Origin of the sequence: Caballeronia grimmiae (assembly GCF_022879615.1) — a bacterium.
Taxonomy (GTDB): Bacteria; Pseudomonadota; Gammaproteobacteria; order Burkholderiales; family Burkholderiaceae; genus Caballeronia; species Caballeronia grimmiae.
This window is the reverse complement of record NZ_CP084272.1, coordinates 57,702-80,695: the sequence shown is the minus strand read 5'-3', so window position 1 is coordinate 80,695 and position 22,994 is coordinate 57,702. Positions and strand designations below refer to the sequence as shown.

General features: G+C 64.9%; 16 protein-coding genes. 10 read left to right on the top strand and 6 right to left on the bottom strand.

Translation table 11 applies throughout. The features are described 5' to 3' along the window. Positions 1–6 precede the first annotated feature (6 nt). Together LDZ21_RS14090 and LDZ21_RS14085 are read right to left on the bottom strand one after the other, a co-directional pair. Positions 7–714 (bottom strand): SDR family oxidoreductase, encoded by a 708-nt coding sequence (locus tag LDZ21_RS14090; protein WP_244795469.1) that lies wholly within the window; start codon positions 712–714, stop codon positions 7–9. Between the two features lie 79 nt (positions 715–793). Continuing rightward, entirely contained in the window at positions 794–1,222 is a 429-nt protein-coding gene (locus LDZ21_RS14085) for a MarR family winged helix-turn-helix transcriptional regulator (protein WP_244795468.1), read from the bottom strand. On the opposite strand from LDZ21_RS14085, the gene LDZ21_RS14080 reads away from it, so the two are divergent. Both LDZ21_RS14080 and LDZ21_RS14075 read left to right on the top strand, forming a co-directional pair. Then, positions 1,221–1,505 carry a hypothetical protein gene (locus LDZ21_RS14080; RefSeq protein WP_244795467.1) on the top strand — a complete coding sequence of 95 codons (285 nt, stop codon included), beginning with the start codon at positions 1,221–1,223 and terminating at the stop codon, positions 1,503–1,505. The two genes, LDZ21_RS14085 and LDZ21_RS14080, sit on opposite strands and share 2 nt — an antisense overlap. A gap of 60 nt (positions 1,506–1,565) precedes the next feature. Continuing rightward, on the top strand, positions 1,566–2,723 hold the full coding sequence (locus LDZ21_RS14075) for a branched-chain amino acid ABC transporter substrate-binding protein (RefSeq protein WP_244795466.1): 1,158 nt from the start codon (positions 1,566–1,568) through the stop codon (positions 2,721–2,723). Here LDZ21_RS14075 and LDZ21_RS14070 read toward each other — a convergent pair. Then, on the bottom strand, positions 2,704–3,633 hold the full coding sequence (locus tag LDZ21_RS14070; RefSeq protein WP_035970095.1) for a LysR substrate-binding domain-containing protein: 930 nt from the start codon (positions 3,631–3,633) through the stop codon (positions 2,704–2,706). The genes LDZ21_RS14075 and LDZ21_RS14070 overlap by 20 nt on opposite strands. A gap of 116 nt (positions 3,634–3,749) precedes the next feature. On the opposite strand from LDZ21_RS14070, the gene LDZ21_RS14065 reads away from it, so the two are divergent. From LDZ21_RS14065 to LDZ21_RS14055, 3 genes are all read left to right on the top strand, one after another. Next, on the top strand, positions 3,750–4,904 hold the full coding sequence (locus tag LDZ21_RS14065) for a methionine aminotransferase (RefSeq protein ID WP_244795465.1): 1,155 nt from the start codon (positions 3,750–3,752) through the stop codon (positions 4,902–4,904). A 24-nt stretch (positions 4,905–4,928) separates the two neighbouring features. Beyond that, positions 4,929–5,711, top strand: a complete 783-nt coding sequence (locus LDZ21_RS14060; RefSeq protein ID WP_244795464.1) for an ABC transporter substrate-binding protein — start codon at positions 4,929–4,931, stop codon at positions 5,709–5,711. Between the two features lie 231 nt (positions 5,712–5,942). After that, positions 5,943–7,517 carry a DHA2 family efflux MFS transporter permease subunit gene (locus LDZ21_RS14055; protein WP_244795463.1) on the top strand — a complete coding sequence of 525 codons (1,575 nt, stop codon included), beginning with the start codon at positions 5,943–5,945 and terminating at the stop codon, positions 7,515–7,517. Between the two features lie 209 nt (positions 7,518–7,726). Here LDZ21_RS14055 and LDZ21_RS14050 read toward each other — a convergent pair whose 3' ends face one another. The 3 genes from LDZ21_RS14050 to LDZ21_RS14040 all read right to left on the bottom strand — a co-directional run bounded on the left by LDZ21_RS14050 (position 7,727) and on the right by LDZ21_RS14040 (position 13,527). Next, on the bottom strand, positions 7,727–8,164 hold the full coding sequence (locus tag LDZ21_RS14050; protein WP_244795854.1) for a DUF29 domain-containing protein: 438 nt from the start codon (positions 8,162–8,164) through the stop codon (positions 7,727–7,729). 89 nt (positions 8,165–8,253) lie between these two features. After that, on the bottom strand, positions 8,254–11,928 hold the full coding sequence (locus LDZ21_RS14045; RefSeq protein WP_244795462.1) for a DUF748 domain-containing protein: 3,675 nt from the start codon (positions 11,926–11,928) through the stop codon (positions 8,254–8,256). 123 nt (positions 11,929–12,051) lie between these two features. Beyond that, entirely contained in the window at positions 12,052–13,527 is a 1,476-nt protein-coding gene (locus tag LDZ21_RS14040) for a DUF1254 domain-containing protein (protein WP_244795461.1), read from the bottom strand. A 257-nt stretch (positions 13,528–13,784) separates the two neighbouring features. Between LDZ21_RS14040 and LDZ21_RS14035 the strand changes: the two genes are divergently transcribed. The 5 genes from LDZ21_RS14035 (at position 13,785) to purU (ending at position 22,955) form a co-directional block, all read left to right on the top strand. Continuing rightward, positions 13,785–14,435 (top strand): FMN-binding negative transcriptional regulator, encoded by a 651-nt coding sequence (locus LDZ21_RS14035; RefSeq protein ID WP_244795460.1) that lies wholly within the window; start codon positions 13,785–13,787, stop codon positions 14,433–14,435. Between the two features lie 82 nt (positions 14,436–14,517). Continuing rightward, complete coding sequence (locus LDZ21_RS14030; protein ID WP_244795459.1) at positions 14,518–16,803, top strand: heavy metal translocating P-type ATPase; 2,286 nt, start codon at positions 14,518–14,520, stop codon at positions 16,801–16,803. 706 nt (positions 16,804–17,509) lie between these two features. Then, on the top strand, positions 17,510–20,578 hold the full coding sequence (locus LDZ21_RS14025) for an acetoacetate--CoA ligase (protein ID WP_244795458.1): 3,069 nt from the start codon (positions 17,510–17,512) through the stop codon (positions 20,576–20,578). A gap of 224 nt (positions 20,579–20,802) precedes the next feature. Next, positions 20,803–21,837 (top strand): glycosyltransferase family 2 protein, encoded by a 1,035-nt coding sequence (locus LDZ21_RS14020; RefSeq protein ID WP_244795457.1) that lies wholly within the window; start codon positions 20,803–20,805, stop codon positions 21,835–21,837. A 242-nt stretch (positions 21,838–22,079) separates the two neighbouring features. Further along, a complete protein-coding gene (gene purU / locus LDZ21_RS14015; RefSeq protein WP_035970103.1) occupies positions 22,080–22,955 on the top strand; it encodes a formyltetrahydrofolate deformylase in 876 nt (291 codons plus the stop codon). Positions 22,956–22,994 lie beyond the last annotated feature (39 nt).

The following is a 22,994-nucleotide window of genomic DNA, read 5'->3' as shown; positions in this document are numbered from 1 at the left end:
GCCGTATCAGCGCGGGATGCCGGTGATATAAATCGGCGTCGGCGTCGAGAGCGATTGCTTGACGGCGCGGCCGGTTTCATCGACGAGGACTTCTTCTTCGCCGCGCTCGACCGCCGCCAGCACTTGCTCGACCACGCTCGCGGGCGATGTCTTCGGCGCGGTGACTTCCGCCACCATGTCCGTGTCGATATAGCCGGGATGCACGCCGACCACGAGCGTGCCCTGTCCGCGCAATTCGTCGCGCAGCGCGTTGGTCACGGCCCACGCGGCCGACTTCGACACGCTATAAGCACCGCCGTCCGGCAACACGACCCAGCTCAGCACGGACAGCCCGTTGATGACCGCGCCGCCGCCGTTCTGCTTCAGCACGGGCGCAAACGCCTGCGTGACGTTGAGCGGTCCGATCGCGTTCACTTCGATGAGATCGCGCACGCTTTGTGTCGATGCCGCATCGAGCAGCGCGCCGCGCGCCAGCGCCCCCGCGTTGTTGATGACGATCTGCACATCCGTGTACTTCGCGGCCGCATCGGCGATGTCGGCGGGATTGGTCACATCGAGCTTCACGGCTTGCGCGCCTTCGATGTCGACGCTGCCCGGATTGCGCGCCGCCGCATAGACTTTCGACGCGCCCGCATCCAGCAAAGACTTCACGAACTGCTTGCCGAGGCCGCGATTCGCGCCGGTGACTAGAACGACCTTTCCTTTGATCTGCATGACGGCTCCCTATTGATGTGCATATGCACTGAAGGTGGTATATAAAAGCCCGCTTCGATGCGGGCTACGTCCGGTTCAACTAACCCAGTTCGGTCAGCTCGAAGAGCGACTTGCGCAACGCCTTCGCACGCTTCTCGCCGAACTTCGCTTCGAATTCCGCCTGCGCAGCGCGCCATTGCTCGTAGCCCTGCGCCAGCATGGCCTTGCCTGCCGCCGTCAGCTTGAGGCCGACCGCGCGGGAACTCGGCGCTTGCTGCTCCATCTCTACGATGCCATCGCGCTGAAGCGGCTTCAGCGCACGGACGAGCGTGGTCCGATCCATCACCATCGACTCGGACAGTTCGGCCATTTGAACGCCGGGCTTGCGCGAAATCGACGCCATCAGCGTGAACTGCGCGGGCGTGATGCCCGCCACGCTCAGGTGCCGTTCGTAAAGCTGCGAAATGTAGCGCGCCGCCTGACGAATGGCGAAGCAGTTGCAATCCAGAGGTGATGAGCTCGTTGTCATGGAATACAGCTTATCGGTGCATATGCACTTCGTCAAGCACGGCGTTTTTATCGAAACGATAGGCACGGCACAAATCGTCGCGCGAAAGAAGGGGAAAAAACCCGTGCCGCCATGCCGGGCCTGCGAAAGCGCACCGCCGCGCCTGTGCCGAAATCCGCATTCCGTTCGCGACGAATCGACAAGACGCGGCCAATTTGGCTTTCTACATTTGCGCATGTCCGCCGCTGCGGCAGAGGGCAACTCCGTCTTGCCGGCGCGTAATTGGTCGTGTTCCATGCAGTGATCGTGCGCGATGCAACGGCCACGTCTGACTAGATTTCAAACCACAACAGGAGAGGAAACCATGCGTATCCGTACGAGCTTCAAACCGTCGGCATGGATGGTGGCGTGCGCCGCCGTGTTCGCCGCCGCGCCGATGACCGCCGCCGCCGAAGACGTCACGGTGAAAGTCGGTTTCGCCGCGCCTCTCACCGGCGCGAATGCAGGTTACGGAAAGGATCTTCAGAACGGCGTGCAGCTCGCGCTCGACGAAGCCAACGCGAAAAAAATCACCATCGGCGGCAAGACGGCGAAGTTCGAGATCGCGGCGGAAGACGATCAGGCCGATCCGCGCGTCGGCGTGCAGGCGGCGCAAAAACTGGTCGATAACGGCGTCGCGGTCGTCGTCGGCCACTTCAATTCGGGCACGACGCTGCCTGCATCGCCGATCTACAACAACGCCGGCATCCCGATGATCGACCCCGCCGCGACCAACCCGACCATCACGACGCGCGGCCTCGAGAACATCTTCACCGTGATTTCGAGCGATGCGCAGAACGCGGGCAACGCCGGCGTCTACGCGGTGACGACGACGAAGGCGAAGCGCATCGCGATCATCGACGATCGCACGGCCTTCGGTCAGGGCGAAGCCGACGAGTTCGAGAAGGCGGTGAAGGCGAAGGGCGGCAACATCGTCGCCCGCGAGTTCAGCGACAACCAGACCGTCGATTTCAGCGCGCAACTGACGCGCCTGAAAGCCGTGAACGCGGACCTGATCTTCTTCGGCGGGCTCGACCGGCAGGCGGCGGCGGTCGTCAAGCGCATGAAGCAGCTTGGCGTGAATGCGCAGTTCGTGGGCGGCGGCGGCGTGATGGACGCCGATTTCCTGAAGCTCGCGGGCGATGCCGCCGAAGGTGCGCAGGCTTGGGAATACGGCAGCCCGCTCGACAAGCTCCCGCAAGGCAAGGCGTTCGGCGACAAGTTCCAGAAGCGCTTTGGCGTCGCCATTCTGTCGTATGCGCCGTTCGGCTACGACGCTGCGTGGGCCGCCATCAACGCGATGCAGAAAGCCAACTCGGCCGATCCGAAGGTGTATCGCCCGGCGCTGAAGAGCATCTCGTTCGAGGGCATCACCGGCCCGATTGCGTTCGACGAAAAGGGCGCGCTGAAAAATGCGTCATCCACGCTGTATCAGGTCAAGAACGGGCAGTGGGAAACCATCGTCACGAAGCATGGGATGTAACGTGCAGCGTCTCGCGCGTGGCCGCCGCTTCGGCGTCGAGCCACAGCGCGAACTGCTGCAACGCGGGCGACGGCGCGGGCCGCTCCGGATAGACGAGGTAGTAGCCCGCGCCGCTCGGCACGCATAGCGGGAACGGTGCGATCACGCGCCTCGCGCGCAGGTCTTCTTCGATCAGCGAGACATCGCCGATGGTGACGCCGAGCCCCTGCATCGCCGATGACATCGCGAGGTCGAGCGTGTCGAAATGCTGCGCTTTCGCCGATGGCAAGCCCGCGTAACCATACGCGCCGAGCCACAGCAGCCAGTCGCGGCGATCGCGCGTCGGGTGAAGCAGCGTCTTGCCAGCGAGATCGTCGGGCGTGGGCGCCGTGTGCTTGCGCGGCTTCCAGAGTTCGGGCGCGCACACGGGCGTCAACACTTCGTCGAACAGATGATGCACGGTCACGCCCTTCATCGACGACACCACGGCCGGCACGCCGAAGACGATGGCGGCATCGAAATGTTCGGCGTCGAACTCCACGCCATGCGACACCGACGCCGTCACTTCCACCACCCGTTCCGGCCGCTCGTTCTGCAAGCGGATTACGCGCGGCAGCACCCAGCGCATCGCGCAAGTCGGACACTTGACGCGCAACGTGCCGGACTGACTGCCGCTCTTGGCGAGCGCGTCGCCGATCTGCGCGAACGCCTGCTGCAGCGGCGCGACGAGCAGCGTGCCCTGATGCGTGAGCGCGAGCCCGCGCGCCTGCCGCACGAAGAGCGCATAGCCGAGATGCGCCTCCAGTCCGGCGATCTGCCGGCTCACCGCGCCTTGCGTCACGTTGAGCATGTCGGCGGCGCGCGTGAAGTTCAGCTTTTGGGCGACGACGAGGAAGGTCTTCAGCACGTCGAGGGAAGGCAACGGTTTCATCGGGTTTTTGTCGAGTAGCCATGAGCGGAAAGCATGGCTAGTATGACAAACTTTCGATTGTTGGCGCTTTATTGCCACGGTTGAATCGTGGCAACGCCATAGTGGAGTCAATCGTCGTGCAAAGCGCCTGCGTCCCCGAATCCAAACTGCCGAACGTCGGCACGACCATTTTCACCGTGATCGGCCAACTGGCCGATGAACACGATGCGCTGAACCTGTCGCAAGGCGCGCCCAACTTCGCGTGCGATCCGAAGCTCGTCGAAGGCGTCACGCGAGCCATGCAGGCAGGACATAACCAGTATTCGCCGATGGCGGGCGTTCTCGCGTTGCGCGAGGCGATCGCCGTCAAGACGCAGAAGCTCTACGGCGCGCAATACGATCCGGGCACGGAAGTGACGGTCGTGGCGAGCGCGAGCGAAGGGCTGTACGCGACGATCAGCGCGCTCGTGCATCCCGGCGACGAGGTGATCTACTTCGAGCCGTCGTTCGACAGCTACGCGCCCATCGTGCAGCTTCAGGGCGCGACGCCGGTTGCGATCAAGCTGTCGCCGGCGGATTTCAGCATCGACTGGGACGAAGTCGCCGCCGCCGTCACGCCGAGGACGCGCATGATTCTCGTCAACACGCCGCACAATCCGACCGGCAGCGCCTTCACGCCCGCCGATATCGAGCGGCTCACGGCGATCACGCGCGGCACGAAGATCGTCGTGTTGTCGGATGAAGTGTACGAACACGTCGTCTTCGATGGCGCGTTGCATCACGGCATGGCGCGCTATCCCGAACTGGCCGAACGCAGCGTGATCGTGTCGTCGTTCGGCAAGTCGTATCACGTGACGGGCTGGCGGGTCGGCTATTGCCTCGCGCCCGCGGCGCTGACCGCGGAGATCCGCAAGGTCCACCAGTTCATGACCTTTTCCGCCGACACGCCGATGCAGATGGCGTTCGCCGAAGCCCTCGCGGACGAATCGAGCTATCTGCATCTCGGGCGCTTCTATCAGCACAAGCGCGACGTGTTGGCGCGGGCGCTCGAAGGTTCGCGTTTCGAGCTGTTGCCGAGCGCGGGCAGCTTTTTCATGCTCGCGCGCTACAGCGCCATTTCAAACGAACGCGACAGCGACTTCGTGCTGCGGCTGATCCGCGAGGCGCGCGTCGCGACCATCCCGCTGTCGGCGTTTTATACCGATGGCGCCGACAATCGTCTGATTCGTCTTTCGTTCGCGAAGGACGACGACACGCTCATCGAAGGCGCGCGCCGCCTTTGCCAGATCTAGCCTTGTTTATTGGAGACCACCACGATGAAGAAGAATCATATTGCGGCCGCGCTTCTCATTGCTTGTTCGTTCGGAAGCAGCGTTGCATTCGCCGCCGATACGCTGCGCTTCGGCCTCGAAGCGCAATATCCGCCGTTCGAATCGAAGTCCGCGACGGGCGAACTGGAAGGGCTGGATATCGATGTCGGCAAGGCGGTGTGCGCCGCCGCGAAGATGCAGTGCAAGTGGGTCGAGACGTCGTTCGACGGCCTGATTCCCGCGCTGCAGGGCCGCAAGTTCGACGCAATCAATTCCGCGATGAACGCGACCGAGCAGCGCCGCCAGGCCATCGACTTCACGACGGTGGTGTATCGCGTGCCGACGCAACTGATCGCGAAGACCGGCAGCGGCATCGAGCCGACGGCGGCGTCGCTGAAGGGCAAGAGCGTGGGCGTGCTGCAAGGGTCGATTCAGGAGACATTCGCGAAGGCGCATTGGGAGAATGAAGGCGTGAAGGTCGTGCCGTATCAGGACCAGAATCAGGTCTATACGGATCTGAAGTCCGGCCGCCTGGATGCGACGCTCGTGCTCGCGCCCGCCGGACAAACCGGCTTCCTGTCGAAACCGGATGGCGCGGGCTTCGCGTTCGTCGGCGCGCCGGTGCGCGATGACAAGATTCTCGGCAGCGGCATCGCCTATGGCATCCGCAAGGGCGACGATGCGCTCAAGACCAAGCTGAACGCGGCGATCGAGAAGGTCAAGGCGGACGGGACCATCGACAAGTACGCGAAGAAGTATCTGGGCAATATCGATATTTCGGCGAAGTAACGGGCGGCATGCGCGGCGGCAAGTTGCCGCGCATGAGTGGAACCCGAGCTGGGAATCAGGACGTTCGCGGCGTCGAGTTCGTCTTCGGTCACGGTCTCGTCCTTGGACATCCCGTCACGGGCGACGTGGCTCCGGCTGCGGATTTGATCGACGAGCGTCCATCGCCCGCCTGTCCAGCAGCATTCCCGGACAACAGGCACACTTGCGGATCGACCCCCAGTAAGGAACCGCATGAGCACGCCGACGCCGACCAACGCCGGGCAGCCGCCTCCGCCTCCGCCGCTCGAAGGCGCTCAACTCGTGCTCGCCACCTTCGCCGTGGCGCTCGCGACATTTATGAACGTGCTCGATTCGTCGATCGCCAACGTCGCGATTCCGACGATCTCCGGCAATCTCGGCGTGTCGGTCAACGAAGGCACGTGGGTCATCACCGTGTTCGCGGCATCGAATGCGGTGTCCATTCCGCTCACCGGCTGGCTCACGCAACGGCTCGGGCAGATTCGCCTTTTCGTCGGCGCGATTCTGATGTTCGTGCTGTCGTCGTGGCTGTGCGGCCTGGCGCCGACCCTGCCGGTGCTGCTGGTCGCTCGCGTGCTGCAGGGCGCCGTCGCCGGGCCGCTGATTCCGCTCTCGCAAGCCATCCTGCTCGGCTCGTATCCGAAAGAGAAGTCGTCGATGGCGCTCGCGCTCTGGGCGATGACCGCGACCGTCGGGCCGATTGCCGGCCCCGCGCTCGGCGGTTGGATCACCGACAGCTATTCGTGGTCGTGGATCTTCTACATCAACATTCCGGTCGGCCTGTTCGCGGCGGGCGTGACGTGGGTCATCTACAGCAAGCGGGAATCGCCGACGCGCAAGGCGCCCATCGACGTGATCGGGCTCGCGCTGCTCGTCACGTGGGTGGCGTCGCTGCAGATCATGCTCGACAAGGGACGCGATCTCGACTGGTTCTCGTCGCCGCTGATCGTCGTGCTGGCGATCATCGCGGCCATTTCTTTCGCGTTCTTCGTCGTGTGGGAGTTGACGGAGGCGAACCCGGTCGTCGACTTGCGGCTGTTCGCGGGCCGCAACTTCTTTGGCGGGACGGTGGCGATATCGGTCGCGTATGGCGTCTTCTTCGGCAATCTCGTGCTTCTGCCGCAATGGATGCAGCAGTATCTGAACTACCGTTCCGTCGATGCGGGTCTCGTCACCGCGCCGCTCGGCGTGTTTGCCGTGATCCTCGCGCCGGTGATGGGCAAGGTTCTGCCGCGCAGCGATGCGCGCGTGATTGCGACGATGGCGTTCATCGGCTTTGCGTTCGTGTTCTGGTTGCGCTCGAAGTACGTCATCGAGATCGACACCTTCCATCTCGTGCTGCCGACGCTGCTGCAAGGCATCCCGATGGCGATGTTCTTCGTGCCGCTCACCGCGATCGTGCTGTCGGGCCTGCCGCCATCGAAGATTCCGGCGGCGGCGGGGTTGTCGAACTTTGCGCGCGTGTTTTGCGGCGCGGTGGGCACGTCGCTCGCGGGCAACGCGTGGGACAACCGCATCGCGCTGCATCACGAGCGGCTGACCGAGCAGGCGAATATCTACAACCCGGCGTTTTCCCAGTCGCTCGGGATGTCGCAATCGACGCTCGGCATCAGCGAAGCGCAGGCGCGCGGCATGTTCAATTTCACCGTGAACTCGCAAGCCGCGATGATGGGGCTCAACGATATCTTTCTGATCTCGGCGGTCATTTTCATCTTGATCATTCCGCTGATCTGGATCACGAAGGTCTCGAAGGGTGGTGGCGGTGGGGCGGCGGCGGGGGCGCATTGATGCTTGACCGCATCGGTCGATAGACACGGTGCGCCCGCGCCGCGTCAGGTCTGCGGCGTCAGGAAATAGATGGGCGTCAGCGGCATGCGCACCCGTGCATTGTCATCGAGCTGCAGTTGGTTCGTCATCCGTTGACCTGAATCACGACGGTCGCGCGGCGGCGAGAGCGCACCCTGAAAGCGCGAGCCGGGCGGCTCGCGCAGTGGCGGTTACTCCGGCAGAAACCCCTCTTCGAGTTTAGACGTCATCGGCCAGGGGCAAGTCTCTGGAAACGAATCTAAGTCCATGCCTGTCTCCGTTTCCGCCAGGTTTCGCGCCTTCAACCAAACAAGGTCGAGCCACCTCGCTTCCTCGAAGCGTCGCCGCAGGCTCGGGGCTTCGCTCAGAAGGTATAGCGCTTCCGTTCTTTGCGTGCGGATCGTATTGATCCAGCTCTTGCCCCGCCGCTCGGGCTGATATCGCCACTTGAGCAGATGCGCGAGAAGCACCGACACTCTGCTTCCCAGTTCGCGTAATTGGCTCTTCCCCACGTCCTCGATTTCCTCTGCAATATGCTCGATATCGATGGCCGAGAGCCTTCCTGCCCGCAACAGCGCGACCTGTTCTTCGGCCCACGCCACCACGTCCTTGTCATAAGGCGTTCCCATCGGCTCACTCCCGTTGTCCTCAGGATTTCCGGTATCGATCATGCTCTGCAGTTCCTTGCTCATCGAGTCGTCCAAACGGCTAATTCGCGCTACTTCAACCCAAGTTCCACCCGGCTCCCCGCACCCTTATCGTCGATGCCGTCCGCATTCAGCTTCGGCGCGACGACGTAAATCCGGCTGCTGTCGATCTTCCCGTCGAAGTACTCCTTCACCGCCTGCGCACGCTTTTGTGCCAGGTCGCGCAGCGACGAGTCATCGACCGGCGCGTTCTGCATCAGCGCAGCCTTCATGTCGGCATCCGGCACGCTCTTCGTCAAGCCGATCACGTTGCGCGGCTTCTTGAAATCCGCCGACTTGTACACCTTCGTCAGATACTTGTCGTAGTCGTCGCCCGACACCTTCACCGCCGCCCAATCGACGGCGTCGCCGCTATCCGACATGTCGCGCACCTTCGCGCGCTTCACCTGAGCGTCGAGCCACGCGCTGCGCAAGCCCGGCTCGTCCACCTTCGGATCGACGCGGCCCGTCACATCCAATCTGATCGACGGCTTGTCGGCCAGCGCCTTCGCGATCGTTGCCAGCTTTTTCTGCGCGGCATCGCCGAGCGTGGCCGATCCTGCATCGAACTCCACGTAGTTCAGTTCCTCGCCGCCGCCGCCGCCGATCGCATGCGCGAGCAGCGAGAACGGCGCAGTCACCGCCTTCTGCACGAGATTGACGATGGCCTGCCACACGAGCCCGCCAATCGAGAACTCGGGGTTCGACAGCGAGCCGGAAATCGGAATGTTCACGTCGATTTCGCCACGTGAATTCTTCAGCAGCGATACCGCGAGCCGCACCGGCAGCTTCGTCGCGCTCGGATTGTCGATGTGATCGCCAAACGTCAACTGGTCGATGAACAGATGGTTGTTCGCGGTGAGCCTGTCGTCGGCGAGCATGTAATGCAGATCGACGTTGAGCTTGCCTTTCGTGATCGGATACCCCGCGTACTTCGCCGAGTACGGCGTGAGATTCGTCAGTTCGACATCGTGCGCGCTCGCGGTCACGTCGAGCGCAGGCTTCTCGATCAGCGGATTGACCTGCCCCTTGATCGACACCGGACCGTTCGCCGCGAGCTTCGCGGTGACATCGACCGGCGCGGGCGTCGTCGAATGCGTGCCGAACGCGCCGATCGTCCCGTTGATCGCCACCAGATTCGCCGTGTAGTTCGGCTTGATGAAATTGTCGGTGTAAGTCACGCGCCCGTTCTGCAACACGAGCTGCCCGAAGCGCATATTGACGGGCGGACCCGATTTCGCGGTGTCCTGCGGCGCGCTCGCCGCGACCGGCGCGGACGCCGCCGGCTGCGTCACCGATTGCGCCTGCCCGCTATCGCTCACGATGACGTTCTTAAGATTCAGCTTGCCCTGCGCATCCAGCAGCACGCGGCCGTAGAAATTCGCGAACGTGATGCGCGCCGCCTCGACATCCGTCCCGCGCTCGCCGTACGCCGCCTTCACGTTCGTCAGGCCGAGCAGCTTCCAGCCGGCGAAGCGGTCGGAGGTTGCCTTGTCGAGCATGCGCACGTCCGTGAGTGATACGTCGCCCTTGTACGAGGCCGCCAGCGTCTTGCCGCTGCCCGACATCGACACGTCGCCGTTCGCGTTGAGATACGCGCTCGTCACCGCGACGTTCAGCCTGTCGCCGAAGTACGGCTCGAACGCGGAGGCATCGACCTGATCGCCTTTCACGTGCAGCGCGAGCTTCAGCGGACTTACCGTCACGTTGCCCGTCACGCCGAGCGCGCCCTTGCCGTTCAGCGTGAGCTTGCCATCGACGGCGAGCGGCTTCGTCAGATCGTCGCTGAACTGTTTGACATTGACCGATACCGGCGCGACATGCAGCTTCACTGGCCGCGCGGACGTTTCGTCGGTGAAATTCGCCGATGCGTCCGCCAGCGTGATCTCCCCGATCTGGTAGCGCCACGCCGGGCCGGCTGCCTGCGCCTTCTGGATCTTGCGCGTCGCGGTCTGTTCGGGCGCGGCTTCGTGCGGGCCGGCAAGCGCGGCCAGGTCGATGCTGCCGTCCTTGCGGCGGGTCGCATCGAGCGAAAGGCCGCGAAGCTGCACGCTGTCGAGCGCGGCAGTGCGCGCGGCGACATCGACCTTGCTGATGCTCGCGTTCGCCGATGCCAGCTTGATCGGCGCAGCGCCGCTTGCGTTCGCCGGGACGAGCGTGAGCGATTCGAGCTTCACGTCGCCCGCACCGACCTGCACGGCGGCGTCTGGCTTGGACCAGTCCACCGACAGCGGCAGTTTCGCGCCGAGCGTGCCCGACGCGACGCGCGCCGCCACCGCGTTCCCGATGTACGGCTGCAGCGGCGGCAACGCGAGCGCGTCGAGTGCGAGCGTCGCGTCGGCGGTTTTGGCGGAAAGCGTCACGTTGCCGGCTGCGTCGAGCGCGCCGCCCTTGTCGAACGCGGTCTTGAGCGTGTAGCGCGCGGGCGTTTTCGCGAGCGTCGAGAAGCGGTCGAGCGTGATCGCGATATCGGTCAGCGCGCCCTGCACCGGCTGCTTCAGCAGGCGGTCGTCCAACGTCAGCTTGCCCGCATCGATCGAAAGATGGTGAATGGCGAGGTCGAGCGGCGGAGTCTTGGCCCTGGCGTCGGCAGGCCGCGGCGCTTCCGGCTTCGCAGGCGGCGGCGCGAGCTTGCTCACGTTGAACGCGCCGGAAGCATCGCGTGCCAGATGCACGTCTGGACCCGCCAGCGTGATCTCGTCGAACCGGTAAACGTTGCGCAGCGGCTGCATGTCCGCGATCTTCACATGCACCGCACGAGCCGCGACGAGCGGCGCGTTCGCGCGGTCGGTGACCACGGCATCGGCGAGATCCGCGGTTCCGTCGATGCGAATCGTCGGCACGTCGCCGGCGAAAGCGAATCGCACGTTGAGCGCGGTCGAGAGCCGCCCGCTCTTCACCGCGACCGGCAGCGACGCCGGCGCATACGACGCCATCTGCGGCACATCGAGCGCATCGAGCGTCAGCGCGACTTCGGATTCGCGCGACGTGGCGAACGGCTTCGTGCGGCCCTTCAGCACGAGCGGCGAGCCGTCGATGCGCGCCTGCAGAAGCGGCGTCACGAAAATATCGGTCGCGGACGGCAACGTCGCGATGAACGGAATGCCGAGCGCGAAACGATCGATGACATGCTTCGCGTTCGTCAGCCGGTCGTCGAATTCAATGCGCCCGTTCTCCAGCTGAATGTTCGATACCGAGAAACGCGCGGGCCCGGTCGATGGCTCGGGCGCCGGTTTCGAAAACTTCGCGATGAGGTCGGAGAAATTGAAATGGTCGGCGTCATAGCGCGCCAGCCGGATGCGCGGCGAGTCGATCCTCAGTTCATCGACGACCGGCGCGAGCCGAAAGAGCGAAGTCCACGAGGAACGCACGACGAGCCGCGATACATCGACGAAACTGCCTGCGCCGCCCGGCGCCTTCGCGATGTTCGCCGCCGCCTCGCCGATATGCACGTCATCGGCTTCGAGGCGCAGCGTGTACGGATTGAGCGCGATGCGGCGAATGCTGACGGGGCGGTCGAGTTGCTGCGAAAGCTGCGTTTCGGCGACATGCCGGATCACCGGCGGCGCGACGAAGAAGCCGAGCACGCCGATGATCAGCAGTGCAACGATGAACCCGATTGTGATGCGCCGGGTGCGGCGCGCGTGAACTACGCCGCGCAGGGTCCGCCCGGCTGTGGTGAAGTTTGACTTCGTCGTGCTTGACATTCGATGCGCGGCGGCGCGTGCGCGCGGGATCGCCGTTCGGAAGGGGGATGCACGAGTATACGACGATGCACCGCGCCAACGTTGTCAAAACTTTTTATGTTCGCTTGCAGTCAAGAAAGCTGGCTACTGCCGCTCGATGGCGGGCGGGGCCCATGTGCCATCGCTGGCCTGCGGCTTGGGCGCATAGAGGCGCATCGTCAACTGGAACTCGCCATCGGGCGCGGGCAGCCAGTTCGACGCGCGCGCCTTCCCCGGCGCTTCGGCTGACACGACGACATCGATCGAGCCATCGCGATTCTTCTTCAGCCGGTCGCGATCCGACAGCGCGATGCGCGCGAGCTTGTCGTCGGCGAGCGCGCCGTCCTTCGTGTACGCGATGAGCGTCCAGAATCCTCGCACCGGCGGAAGCTGGTTCGGCGCGAAATGCAGCACGTACTGGTTCGCGCCGTTGAGCGCGTGACCCTCGCTGTCCAGATGCGCGACCGGCTTCACTTCGCCGTTCTTCGTCGTCGTGGCGATCTGATGGCGGGCCAGGTACGCGCGCAGGATGTAGTCGGTGCCGTAGACGCCGACGCCATCGCCGAACCAGGTCCAGCCGTTTTTCGTGATCGCGTTGGCCGGCACGGTGGCGAGGCGCGTGCGGGCATCGGCCACACCGGAATCGAGCAAGGGCGCGTCGGTCTTTTTGAACTGCACCGGCTCGCCGGGCTTTACGCCAAGCGACGCGAGACGGTTCATCGCGGGGGTATCGGCGGTGGCGGGCGGATTGGCGTCGAGCGCGCGCGCCAGGCGGGCGAAGAACGCGTTGGCTTCGAGCGCCTCGGCCTGCGCGCCCGGCGATGCCGTCGGCGGCGCGGCGGCCATGGCCGGCACGGCGGGCAACTGGCCGCTCGAATTGCCCGGCCACGCGCCAGTGACGACAGCGGGCGTCGCACTGGCATCGGTCGCCGCGCCGTTTGCGGGCGTCGCCGTGTCGATGCGCATCGCCGTCTGCAGCTTGCGCGCCTCGCGCACGTCGCGCGGGCCGTTCACCCGCACGCGCACCGACAGCCACACATAACGCGTGCGCGTTTCGACGCGCGTCGCGTTGGCGGGCACCGGGCCGGTCCATCCCGCCGGCACGAAGGCAATCAGTTGCGCCTTCGGATACGGCGTGGTGTCGGCGCTCGAATACAGCGCGTTGGTCCATGCGTCGAACGCGCGGGCGTCGAGATAGCGGCCGCGCGGTGCGGCGGGCAGCGAGACGATCACCGGCTCGGCCGATACATCGAGCCACGCGGTGGAATCGAGCGTATCGACGGTCGGCCAGCCGGTCGCACCGACAGGCGGCAGCGCCGTCGCGTGGCGGAAGGTGTTGAGCGGCGCGCGGCCAGGCTGCCCGGCGTTGCCGCTCGCCCGCTCCCGCGCAATGTCCGACACGACGAGCGGAAAGCCGAACGTGTAGGCATCCGCGACCTGGTCCTTCACCCATCCGCTGCTGGCTTTGGCTTCGGGCGCCTTGTCGGCGGCGCAGCCGGACAGCAGCGCCATGCCGGTCAGGCTTGCCGCCGCCCAGAAAGTCGTGGTCAGCGGGAATGTCCAGCGTCGGTCTTGAGTCATTCGAATTGGAATCCGGTTCTTGTTCTGCACGGGCGCACGCGTGGCGCAGGGAGCAGCGCCGCGGCCTTCGTTCCTCGTCGGGACTCATGCTCGGCGCTATCTCGGAATTCGGGTTTTAACGTATCCGCTGAGGATAGGCAAGAATTCACCGCGTTCGGCCTATAACAAATAGCCTAGCAAGCCGCGTGCGCCGGCATCTTGTAACATCGAAGTCACGCAACGCCTTTCGTTCAATCCACCGTCATCGAGCCGCCAAGATGTATCTGCCCGCCCACTTCGAAGAAAATCGCACGGACTCTCTGCACGCGCTCATCGCGGCCAATCCGTTCGGCGCGCTTGTCACGCACGGTCCGAGCGGACTCGACGCGAACCACATCCCGTTCGAGTTCGATGCGGCCACCGGCGAGCATGGCACGCTGCGCGCGCACGTGGCGCGGGCCAATCCGGTCTGGCGCGAAGTTGCACCGGGCGAGGACGTGCTCGTGATCTTTCAGGGCGAGGCGGGCTACATTTCGCCGAACTTCTATCCGAGCAAGCAGGAGACGCACAAGCAGGTGCCGACCTGGAACTATGCGGTCGTGCACGCGCATGGCCGCATCACCGTGCGCGACGACGAAGCCTATGTGCGCGGCGTGGTCGCGCGGCTCACGCGGAAGATGGAAGCCGGCGAGCCCGCGCCGTGGAAGATGGGCGATGCGCCGCGCGACTACATCGATCAGATGCTCGCCGCCATCGTCGGCATCGAGATCGAAGTGACGCGGCTCGTCGGCAAGGCGAAGCTCTCGCAGAACAAGGCCGACGCCGACCGCATCGGCGCGATCGACGGCCTGCGCAAGCGCGGCGGCGACGCGGCCGGCGCACTCGCCGATGCAATGCAGGCCACGCTCGCCGATCCCTCGCGCGGCTGAAGCGCGCGATGCTCCTTGACCTTCCAATCGCTGGAAGGTCGATACTGGTGATATTGATTCAGCCAGATTCGGAGCTTTTCATATGTCATCGGCTTCATCGCAGTCCGCGCGGACGGCCGAATTCGCCGTCAGCGGGATGACGTGCGCGTCCTGCGTCGCACGCGTCGAGAAGATGCTCGGGCGCGTGCCGGGCGTCGAGTCCGTCGCGGTCAATCTCGCCACCGAGCGCGCGACGGTTCACGCAGCCAGCGCCGTCACCGACGATCAACTCTTCGCCGCCATCACGAAAGCCGGCTACGAAGCCGCGCTGATCGTCCCGGACGCGCCGCCCGCGGCCGCGCGCACACGGGACGGCGAACTTGCGGCGGTCGTCGGCAGCGCGGTCCTGACGCTGCCGCTGCTTGCGCCGATGTTCGGCGGCGCGCTTCCGCCGTGGTGGCAGCTTGCGATCGCAAGCGTCGTGCAGTTCGGCTTCGGCGCGCGCTTCTATGTGAGCGCGTATCGCGCGGTACGGGCGCTTGCGGGCAACATGGATTTGCTGGTCGCGCTGGGGACGTCGGCGGCGTGGGGATTGTCCGTTTATCAGATGCTCGCGCACGGCGGGCCGGACGCGCATCTGTACTTCGAAGCGGCGGCGGTGGTCATCACGCTGGTGCGCTTCGGCAAGTGGCTGGAAGCGCGCGCGAAGCGTCAGACGACCGATGCAATCCGCGCGCTCAACGCGCTTCGCCCCGACCAGGCGCGCGTGCGCGATGCCGCCGATCCGTCGCGCGAACGCGAGATTCCGCTCGCGGAGGTCCGCATCGGCGACATCGCCATCGTGCGGCCGGGCGAACGCGTGCCGGTGGACGGCATCGTGCGCGAGGGGCGCACGCACGTCGATGAATCGCTGATCACCGGCGAAAGCCTGCCCGTCGCGAAAGAGCCGGGCGCGCGTGCCACGGGCGGCTCGATCAACGGCGAAGGCGTGATCGCGATCGAAACAACCGCCATCGGCGCGGAAACGACGCTCGCGCGGATCATCCGCCTCGTCGAATCGGCGCAGGCGGAGAAAGCGCCGATCCAGCGGCTCGTCGATCGCGTGTCGGCCGTGTTCGTACCGGCGATCCTCGGCATTGCGACCGTGACGCTCGGCGGCTGGCTGCTGCACGGCGCAAGCGCCGAGACCGCGCTGCTGAACGCGGTGGCGGTGCTCGTGATCGCCTGCCCGTGCGCGCTCGGCCTCGCCACGCCGACCGCGATCATGGCGGGCACGGGCGTCGCGGCGCGCCAGGGCATCCTCATCAAGGACGCGCAGGCGCTGGAGCAGGCGCACGCCATCGCCATCGTCGCGTTCGACAAGACCGGCACGCTGACGGTCGGGCGGCCGGCCCTCGTCGCATTCGATACCGCGCCGGGCCAGGACCGCGCCGACGCGCTTGCACTCGCGGCAGCGGTTCAGAGGATGAGCACGCATCCGCTCGCGAAGGCGGTGGTCGCGTCGGCGGCTGAAACGCGCGCGCCGCACTACGACGCAAGCGATGCTCGCGCGGTCGCCGGGCGCGGCGTCGAGGCGGGCGTGACGGTCATCGGCAGTGATGGGACGCGAACCACGCGCCGTATCGCGATCGGCAGCACCCGCTGGCTTTCGGAGCTGGGCGCGGACGTGCCGCACACGCTGACTTCGCGCGCGCGCGAACTCGAAGGCCAGGGCAACACGGTGTCATGGCTGATCGATCTCGACGGCGCCCGCGCGCTCGCCCTCCTCGCTTTCGGCGACACGATCAAGGCGACCGCCCGCGCCGCCGTCGACCGCCTGGCCGCGATGCGCGTGCGAAGTGCGCTGGTCACCGGCGACAACGCCGGCAGTGCGCAGGCCGTCGCGCGCGCGCTCGGCATCGCGCCGGACGCCGTCCACGCCGAAACGCTGCCCGCCGACAAGGCGAGCGTGGTCGCGCAGTTGAAGGCGGCGAACCACGGCATCGTGGCGATGGCCGGCGACGGCATCAACGACGCGCCCGCGCTCGCCGCCGCCGATATCGGCATCGCGATGGCGGGCGGCGCGGACGTGGCGATTGAAGCCGCCGGCCTCACGCTGATGCGCGGCGATCCCGCGCTCGTCGCGGACGCCATCGACATATCGCGGCGGACGTATCGCAAGATCCGGCAAAACCTGTTCTGGGCGTTCATCTACAACCTGATCGGCATACCGCTCGCGGCGTTCGGCATGCTCGATCCGATGTTCGCCGGCGCGGCGATGGCATTCTCCAGCGTGAGCGTCGTGACGAACGCGCTGTTGCTCAGGACTTGGCGTGCTCAGGCGGGATCGGCGGCGGGCGCGCAGCCGGCGGGCGGGCGCGCTGCGAGTTCGATCACGCGGGCCGCATGACGGGCATTCTTTCGCCGATGTGATCGTCGAATTGAAGGCAGCTTGCTTGGTCAACGTCGCCTGGATAAACGACGCCCGATGCGGTCCATGCACGCATCGGGTGGCGATACGGTAAATGGCCGTGGTAGTCCAACCATTCGTCGCGATACACCGCGGTCATCGCGCTTCAGGCATTTCCTAATTGCAATTGCCAATAATCCCTCGGTTTACGAACGTCATCGGCGGGACACAAAAAAACACTGCATTCCAACGTCAGTTTCTGATTGCGCCCACGAACAGCTTCGCCAAAATTCATGGCGCAATTGCCGCGTCGCGTTGAAAGCCGTTATATATCTTCAGTTGTTTCGGATAGACGCTGATTCAACTTATCCCTGTATGCTTCATCTAAAAGAATGACCGCGTTGTCCGCCACGCTGGTTAACGCTGATTGGTATGCCCAGCATATTCGCACGAGTACTTATTGCTACGCTTCGCGCGTCGAAGCATATATTTAACTCAAATTGCAAGGGCATTCTTGCCTGTTGCCACGCGGCCTTTTGTGGTTGTGCGCACATTGCGCCGCTTTCGCTCGCGGTACTCTGACTGCCGAGGAAGTGAACCTGCCTCCGGCGATTTGGCGCACCACCGGAAAATGAGAGATTTTCGGAGCCTGTCGCAGAGCACATTACAAATTCATAACCCCGTGCAATCACAGGTGCTTCAGACGATGGAACGTCAAAACGCCATTCGGGAGAGTGCGCAGTTTTATTTGCGACAGTCCCTCTACGCGCCGGCGCCGGAACGCGTATCGCGTTCACGCATGACACGCTTTATCGAAGACTTCGAAAAGCAAACCGGAGAGCGCTTCGCCGATTACCCCGCCTTGCACGATTACACCGCCCGCGAATATCGCCAGTTCTGGAAATCCTTTCTCGAATCGGCCGAAGGACTCGAATGGTCGGGTATCGCGGAACCCGTTTGTACCGGCGATGAAATCGAAACCGCCCGCTTTTTTCCGCATGTCGAACTGAATTACGCGGAGAATCTTCTCGGCCCGGGCATCGCGCCCGACGACGCTATGGCGCTCGTCGCCTGTTATGCCGACGGCGGCCGCGTCGCCTACACGCGCGGCGAATTGCGCGAGCGCGTCATACGGCTCGCGCAGGCCTTGCGCGAACTCGGGCTGAAGCCGGGCGACCGCGTCGTCGCGATCATGCGCAACGACGCCGAAGCGATCACCGCCGCGCTCGCCGTCGCCTCGCTCGGCGCGACGCTTTCCACCGCAGCGCCCGAAAACGGCGTGCAGGCCATCCTCGACCGCTTCGCGCCGCTCGCGCCGCGCATGTTGTTCGCGCACACCATGCAGCGCTCGTTCGATACGGCCGGCGCGCTCAGCGCTCACGTCGCCGCTGTGGCCGCCGCGTTGCCGACGCTCACCGACATCGTGTGCCTCGACGAAACGCCGCTGCCGAGCACGGTCACGACGCGTCAGCACGAGATGCGCGAACTCATCGAGCACGGCGATCCGACGCGGTTCGCGTGGCGGCGCTTTCCGTTCAACCATCCGCTCTTCGTGATGTTTTCGTCGGGCACGACGGGCAAGCCGAAGTGCATCGTGCATGGCGCGGGCGGCACGCTGATCGAGCATGTGAAGGAACATCGGCTGCATAGCGATCTCGGACCCGACGACAAGCTCTTCTTCTTCACGAGCTGCTCGTGGATGATGTGGAACTGGCAGTTGTCGGCGCTCGCGTCGGGCGTGCAGATCGTCACGTACGACGGACCGGTAGCGGCCGTCGACACGTTGTGGCGCATCGTCGCGAACGAGCATGTCACCGTGTTCGGCACGAGCCCCGCCTACCTGAAGATGAGCGAGGACGCGGGGCTCGAACCCGGCACGCTGTACGACCTGTCCGACCTGCGCGCGATGATGTCGACCGGCGCCGTGCTCTACGACACGCAATTCCACTGGGTGCATCGGCACGTGAAGCCGCTGCAGCTGCAGTCGATATCTGGCGGGACGGACATCATCGGCTGCTTCGTGCTCGGCAATCCCAACCTGCCCGTTCATGCCGGCGAAGCGCAGTGCAAGACGCTCGGCCTGAACGTGCAGGCCTTCGATCATGGCGTGCAGACCAACATGCCAGGCGAACTCGTCTGCACGAACCCGTTTCCGTCGCGCCCGCTCGGCTTTTTCGGCGACACGGACGGCTCGCGCTTTCACAAGGCATATTTCGCCGAGAACGAAGGCGTCTGGACGCATGGCGACGTCATCGAATTTTCGCCGGACGGCGGCGCGCGTCTGCATGGCCGCAGCGACGGCGTGCTCAACGTGCGCGGCATCAACGTGAGCCCCGGCGAGATCTACCGCATTCTGAGCGAAGTGCACGAGATTCGTCAGGCGATGGCCGTGCCGCAGACCGGCCCGCGCGCCGGCGAGGGCGGCCAGCGCATCGTGCTGCTGCTCGTGCTGCGTGAAGGCGAGCATCTCAACGCGGCGCTCGCCATCCGCATCCGGCGCGAACTCACGCGGCACGGCTCGGCGGCGCTGGTGCCGGATGTCATCGTGCAGGTCGGCGGCTTGCCGGTCACGCACAACGGCAAGCCGTCCGAAGCCGCCGCTCGCGATGCCGTCAACGGCCTGCCCGCGCGCAACGTGTCGTCGCTCGCGAATCCGGATTGTCTCGATGGCATTCGCGAACATCCGCTGCTCGCGCGCGCGCAGCCCGACTTGCCCGCGCCGGGCGAATCGGCGGAGGGCATCGAGGCGTATCTTTGCGCGCTGTGGGAGCAGTATTTCAGCTTCTCGCCGATCGGCCGCGACGACAACTTCTTCGAACTCGGCGGACACTCGCTGCTCGCGGCGCGCATGCTGGCCGACATCAAGCGGACGACGAACCGCACGCTGCCGATCGCCACGCTCATCGTCGCGCCGACGATCGCGCGGCTCGCGGCCGTCATCGCCGCCGATCCGAGCATGAGCGCCGAAAGCTCGTCGCTGGTGCAGATGCGCGCGGGGCGCGGACGGCCGCTCTTCATGGTCCACAGCATCACCGGCTCCGTGATGGAATGCCTGACGCTCGCCGGCACGCTGCAAAGCGAGCGTCCGGTCTACGGTCTGCAGGCGCTCGGCCTCGATGGCGATGAAGCGCCGCAGCGCAGCGTCGAGGACATGGCGCGCGCCTACGTGCTGCGCATGCGCGGCGTGCAGCCGAGCGGGCCGTATGCGCTCGTCGGCTATTCGTTCGGCGGACTGGTTGCGTTCGAGATTGCGCAGCAACTCGTGAAGGCCGGCGAGCAAATCGAAATGCTCTGCCTGCTCGATACCTATGTGCACGAACGCTGTCTGCCGCTCACCGCGTGGGCGCGCTATCAGGCCAGCATGATCGCCTACAGGATGCGCGAGTTCCGGGCGCTCGGCACGCGGGAGCGCATTGCATACGTGCGCGGCAAGGCACTCGCGATGAAGGACCGGGTACGCATGCGTCTCGGCAAGACGGCGCAGCGCCCCGGCCCCGAAACGCGCGGCCTGCCGCCGCCGCTGATGCTCGTGCGTGAGTCGATGCGAGTCGCGATGACGACCTACAAGCCGCGCCGCTATCTCGGCGGACCGATCGTTTATGTGCGCGCATCGATCCAGCAAGACGATCGCGGCGATCCGTTACCGGTATGGCGGCGCGTCGCGAAGCAGGGCTTGCGCATCATGCAGGTGGAAGGCCGGCATAACGATCTGGTCGTCGAACCGCAGCTTCTCACCGTCGCGCTCGCCCTGACGAACGCGCTCGCGGGCATCTAAGCCACCTTCGTTACCGTCTCTCCGGCGCGCCCCGCGGGGCGCGCCGGCTTTCGCGCGCCGGTCCAGTCTCCTCGAATTCAGACAAGCCCGATAGGAAACGGCTGGGCGTCTCCGCATACTTCGGAATCTGTAAAAAAGCCGCATCCAGCCATTCGGAAACGCGCAGTGGACTGCTGCGCCACGCCGCCCGCACCATCGCTGTTCCGTTCGCTGAGTTGCCGGCCATGCTCAATCCGTCAACGCCCGAGACCGCCTTGTCATCTTCGCCCCTCGTCACTGTCGTCATTCCCGCCTTCAATGCAGAACAGTTCATCGGCGAAGCGGTCGCCTCGATCCGGTGTCAGACTATCGAAGACTGGCAGCTCATCGTCGTCGACGACGGCTCCGCTGACCAGACCTTGTCCGCCGCCCGCGAAGCCGCCGGCGACGACAGCCGCATCCGCCTCATCCGTTTCGACCGCAACGAGGGCATCAGCACCGCATCGAACGCCGGCTTCGACGCGGCGCAGGGCGAGTTCATCGCGCGCGTGGATTCGGACGACCGCCTGATCCCGCACCGGCTTGCCGCGCAGGTCGCCGCCTTCAGGGCAAACGACCGTCTGGCCGCAGCGGGTTCCAACGTCAGCGTGTTCGGCGACGTTCCCGACGGCATCGCCTATTGCGCCCAGGGTGACGCCAACATCAAGGCTCGTCTGCTCGACGGTGTCAATACGATCAGCGGCGGCACGCTCATGGTGCGGCGCTCCTTCGTGCGCAGGCATGGCATCCGGTTCGACGACGTCGCCCGCAGCGCCGAGGACATCGGCTATCTGGCATCGGTCATGGCGGCGGGCGGCCAGCTCGAGAATGTCAACGAAGTGCTCACCGAGCACAGGTCGCATCGCGGCAGCTTCACCAACAGCCGCGGGGACGTGGCCGCTCCGTGGCTGCAAACCATGCGCCGCCGCCTCCTCGCGCTCTGGTATCCCGACCTCGACCCGGGCGACATCGAACGCATCGTCATCCCGTTTCTCAACACCTATCCGAACTCGTCCGACGAACCGCTCGCCATCGTCAGCGCGATCAATCGTCTCGTGAGCACCCGGGCTGTCGACCTCGGGCAGGACGTCTCCATCGTCCACGGGATCATTCTCGACCGGATGCGCAAGATGCTCGGCATCTACCAGGACAACAAGCTCCTCGACGCGACGCAAATCCAGGCCATTCGTCACTTCGTTGCCCCGGCAACGCGCGACGCGCTCGATCAGCTCACGTTCTAAACGGAGCGTTGCTCGCTTTCACGACGAGCGCCGCCGACGGCTTGCAGGCCGTTCGCGGCGCTCGTTGCATTTCAGGCTACGTCGTTCACGCCGCACGCGCCGTCTATCACCGGCTGCCCGGTTCGTTGACGCTTTCGTACTAGCTGCGAGGCGTATCGCTTCTATCGCCGTTTCGCGGCGTTTGTTCTACTAGCGGCACGCTCGCCCGATTGCGGCGACGCTTTCTCTGGACGGAGCCACGCATGTCAGCCGAATCACGCCTCAATCAACTGGTGCTCACCGTCGCGTGTCCGAGCGCGGCCGGACAGGTCGCCGCTATCGTCGGCTTTTTGGAGCGGCATCACGGCTATATCGACGAACTCACCGTGTTCGACGACGACCTCAGCGAACGCTTCTTCGTGCGCTGCGTCTTCCATGCCGCGAGGCGCGACGAAACGCTCGACCTCGACATGCTGCAACGCGAGTTCGCATCCATCGCCGCGCGCTTCTCGATGACGTGGGCGATTCACGATCTCGCCGTGCGTCCGAAAGTCCTCATCATGGTGTCGAAGCTGGAGCACTGTCTCGCCGACCTGCTGTTCCGCTGGCGCATGGGCGAACTGAAGATGGATATCGTGGGCATCGGCTCGAACCATACGGACCTCGCGCCGCTCGCGCAGCAGCATGGCCTGCCCTTCCATCACTTGCCGATCACCGCGGATACCAAGTCGCAACAGGAGGCCCGCCTGCTCGATCTGTTCGATACGTCGGGCGCGGAACTGATGATCCTCGCGCGCTACATGCAGATTCTTTCCGGCGATACGAGCCGCAAGCTGGCGGGACGTGCAATCAACATCCATCACTCGTTCCTGCCGGGCTTCAAGGGTGCGAAGCCCTATCATCAGGCACATACGCGCGGCGTGAAACTGATCGGCGCGACGGCCCACTTCGTCACCGACGATCTCGACGAAGGCCCGATCATCGAGCAGGAAGTGGAACGGGTCGATCATTCGTATAGCCCCGACCGTTTGCTGGCGACCGGGCGCGATGTCGAATGCATCACGCTGGCGCGCGCGGTGAAGGCGTTCGTCGAGCGGCGGGTGTTCATCAATGGAGAGAGGACAGTGGTGTTGCGTTGAGTCTCCCAAACGCGAAAGCGCCGCTGAAAAGCGGCGCTT

Excerpts from the sequence above, each read along its gene's own strand:
- LDZ21_RS14085 (WP_244795468.1), bottom strand. The coding sequence starts at position 1,222 with ATGACAACGAGCTCATCACCTCTGGATTGCAACTGCTTCGCCATTCGT.
- LDZ21_RS14020 (WP_244795457.1), top strand. The coding sequence starts at position 20,803 with ATGCTCAATCCGTCAACGCCCGAGACCGCCTTGTCATCTTCGCCCCTC.
- purU (WP_035970103.1), top strand. The coding sequence starts at position 22,080 with ATGTCAGCCGAATCACGCCTCAATCAACTGGTGCTCACCGTCGCGTGT.
- LDZ21_RS14060 (WP_244795464.1), top strand. The coding sequence starts at position 4,929 with ATGAAGAAGAATCATATTGCGGCCGCGCTTCTCATTGCTTGTTCGTTC.
- LDZ21_RS14045 (WP_244795462.1), bottom strand. The coding sequence starts at position 11,928 with ATGTCAAGCACGACGAAGTCAAACTTCACCACAGCCGGGCGGACCCTG.
- LDZ21_RS14050 (WP_244795854.1), bottom strand. The coding sequence starts at position 8,164 with ATGGGAACGCCTTATGACAAGGACGTGGTGGCGTGGGCCGAAGAACAG.
- LDZ21_RS14035 (WP_244795460.1), top strand. The coding sequence starts at position 13,785 with ATGTATCTGCCCGCCCACTTCGAAGAAAATCGCACGGACTCTCTGCAC.
- LDZ21_RS14040 (WP_244795461.1), bottom strand. The coding sequence starts at position 13,527 with ATGACTCAAGACCGACGCTGGACATTCCCGCTGACCACGACTTTCTGG.
- LDZ21_RS14055 (WP_244795463.1), top strand. The coding sequence starts at position 5,943 with ATGAGCACGCCGACGCCGACCAACGCCGGGCAGCCGCCTCCGCCTCCG.
- LDZ21_RS14090 (WP_244795469.1), bottom strand. The coding sequence starts at position 714 with ATGCAGATCAAAGGAAAGGTCGTTCTAGTCACCGGCGCGAATCGCGGC.
- LDZ21_RS14025 (WP_244795458.1), top strand. The coding sequence starts at position 17,510 with ATGGAACGTCAAAACGCCATTCGGGAGAGTGCGCAGTTTTATTTGCGA.
- LDZ21_RS14080 (WP_244795467.1), top strand. The coding sequence starts at position 1,221 with ATGGAATACAGCTTATCGGTGCATATGCACTTCGTCAAGCACGGCGTT.
- LDZ21_RS14030 (WP_244795459.1), top strand. The coding sequence starts at position 14,518 with ATGTCATCGGCTTCATCGCAGTCCGCGCGGACGGCCGAATTCGCCGTC.
- LDZ21_RS14075 (WP_244795466.1), top strand. The coding sequence starts at position 1,566 with ATGCGTATCCGTACGAGCTTCAAACCGTCGGCATGGATGGTGGCGTGC.
- LDZ21_RS14070 (WP_035970095.1), bottom strand. The coding sequence starts at position 3,633 with ATGAAACCGTTGCCTTCCCTCGACGTGCTGAAGACCTTCCTCGTCGTC.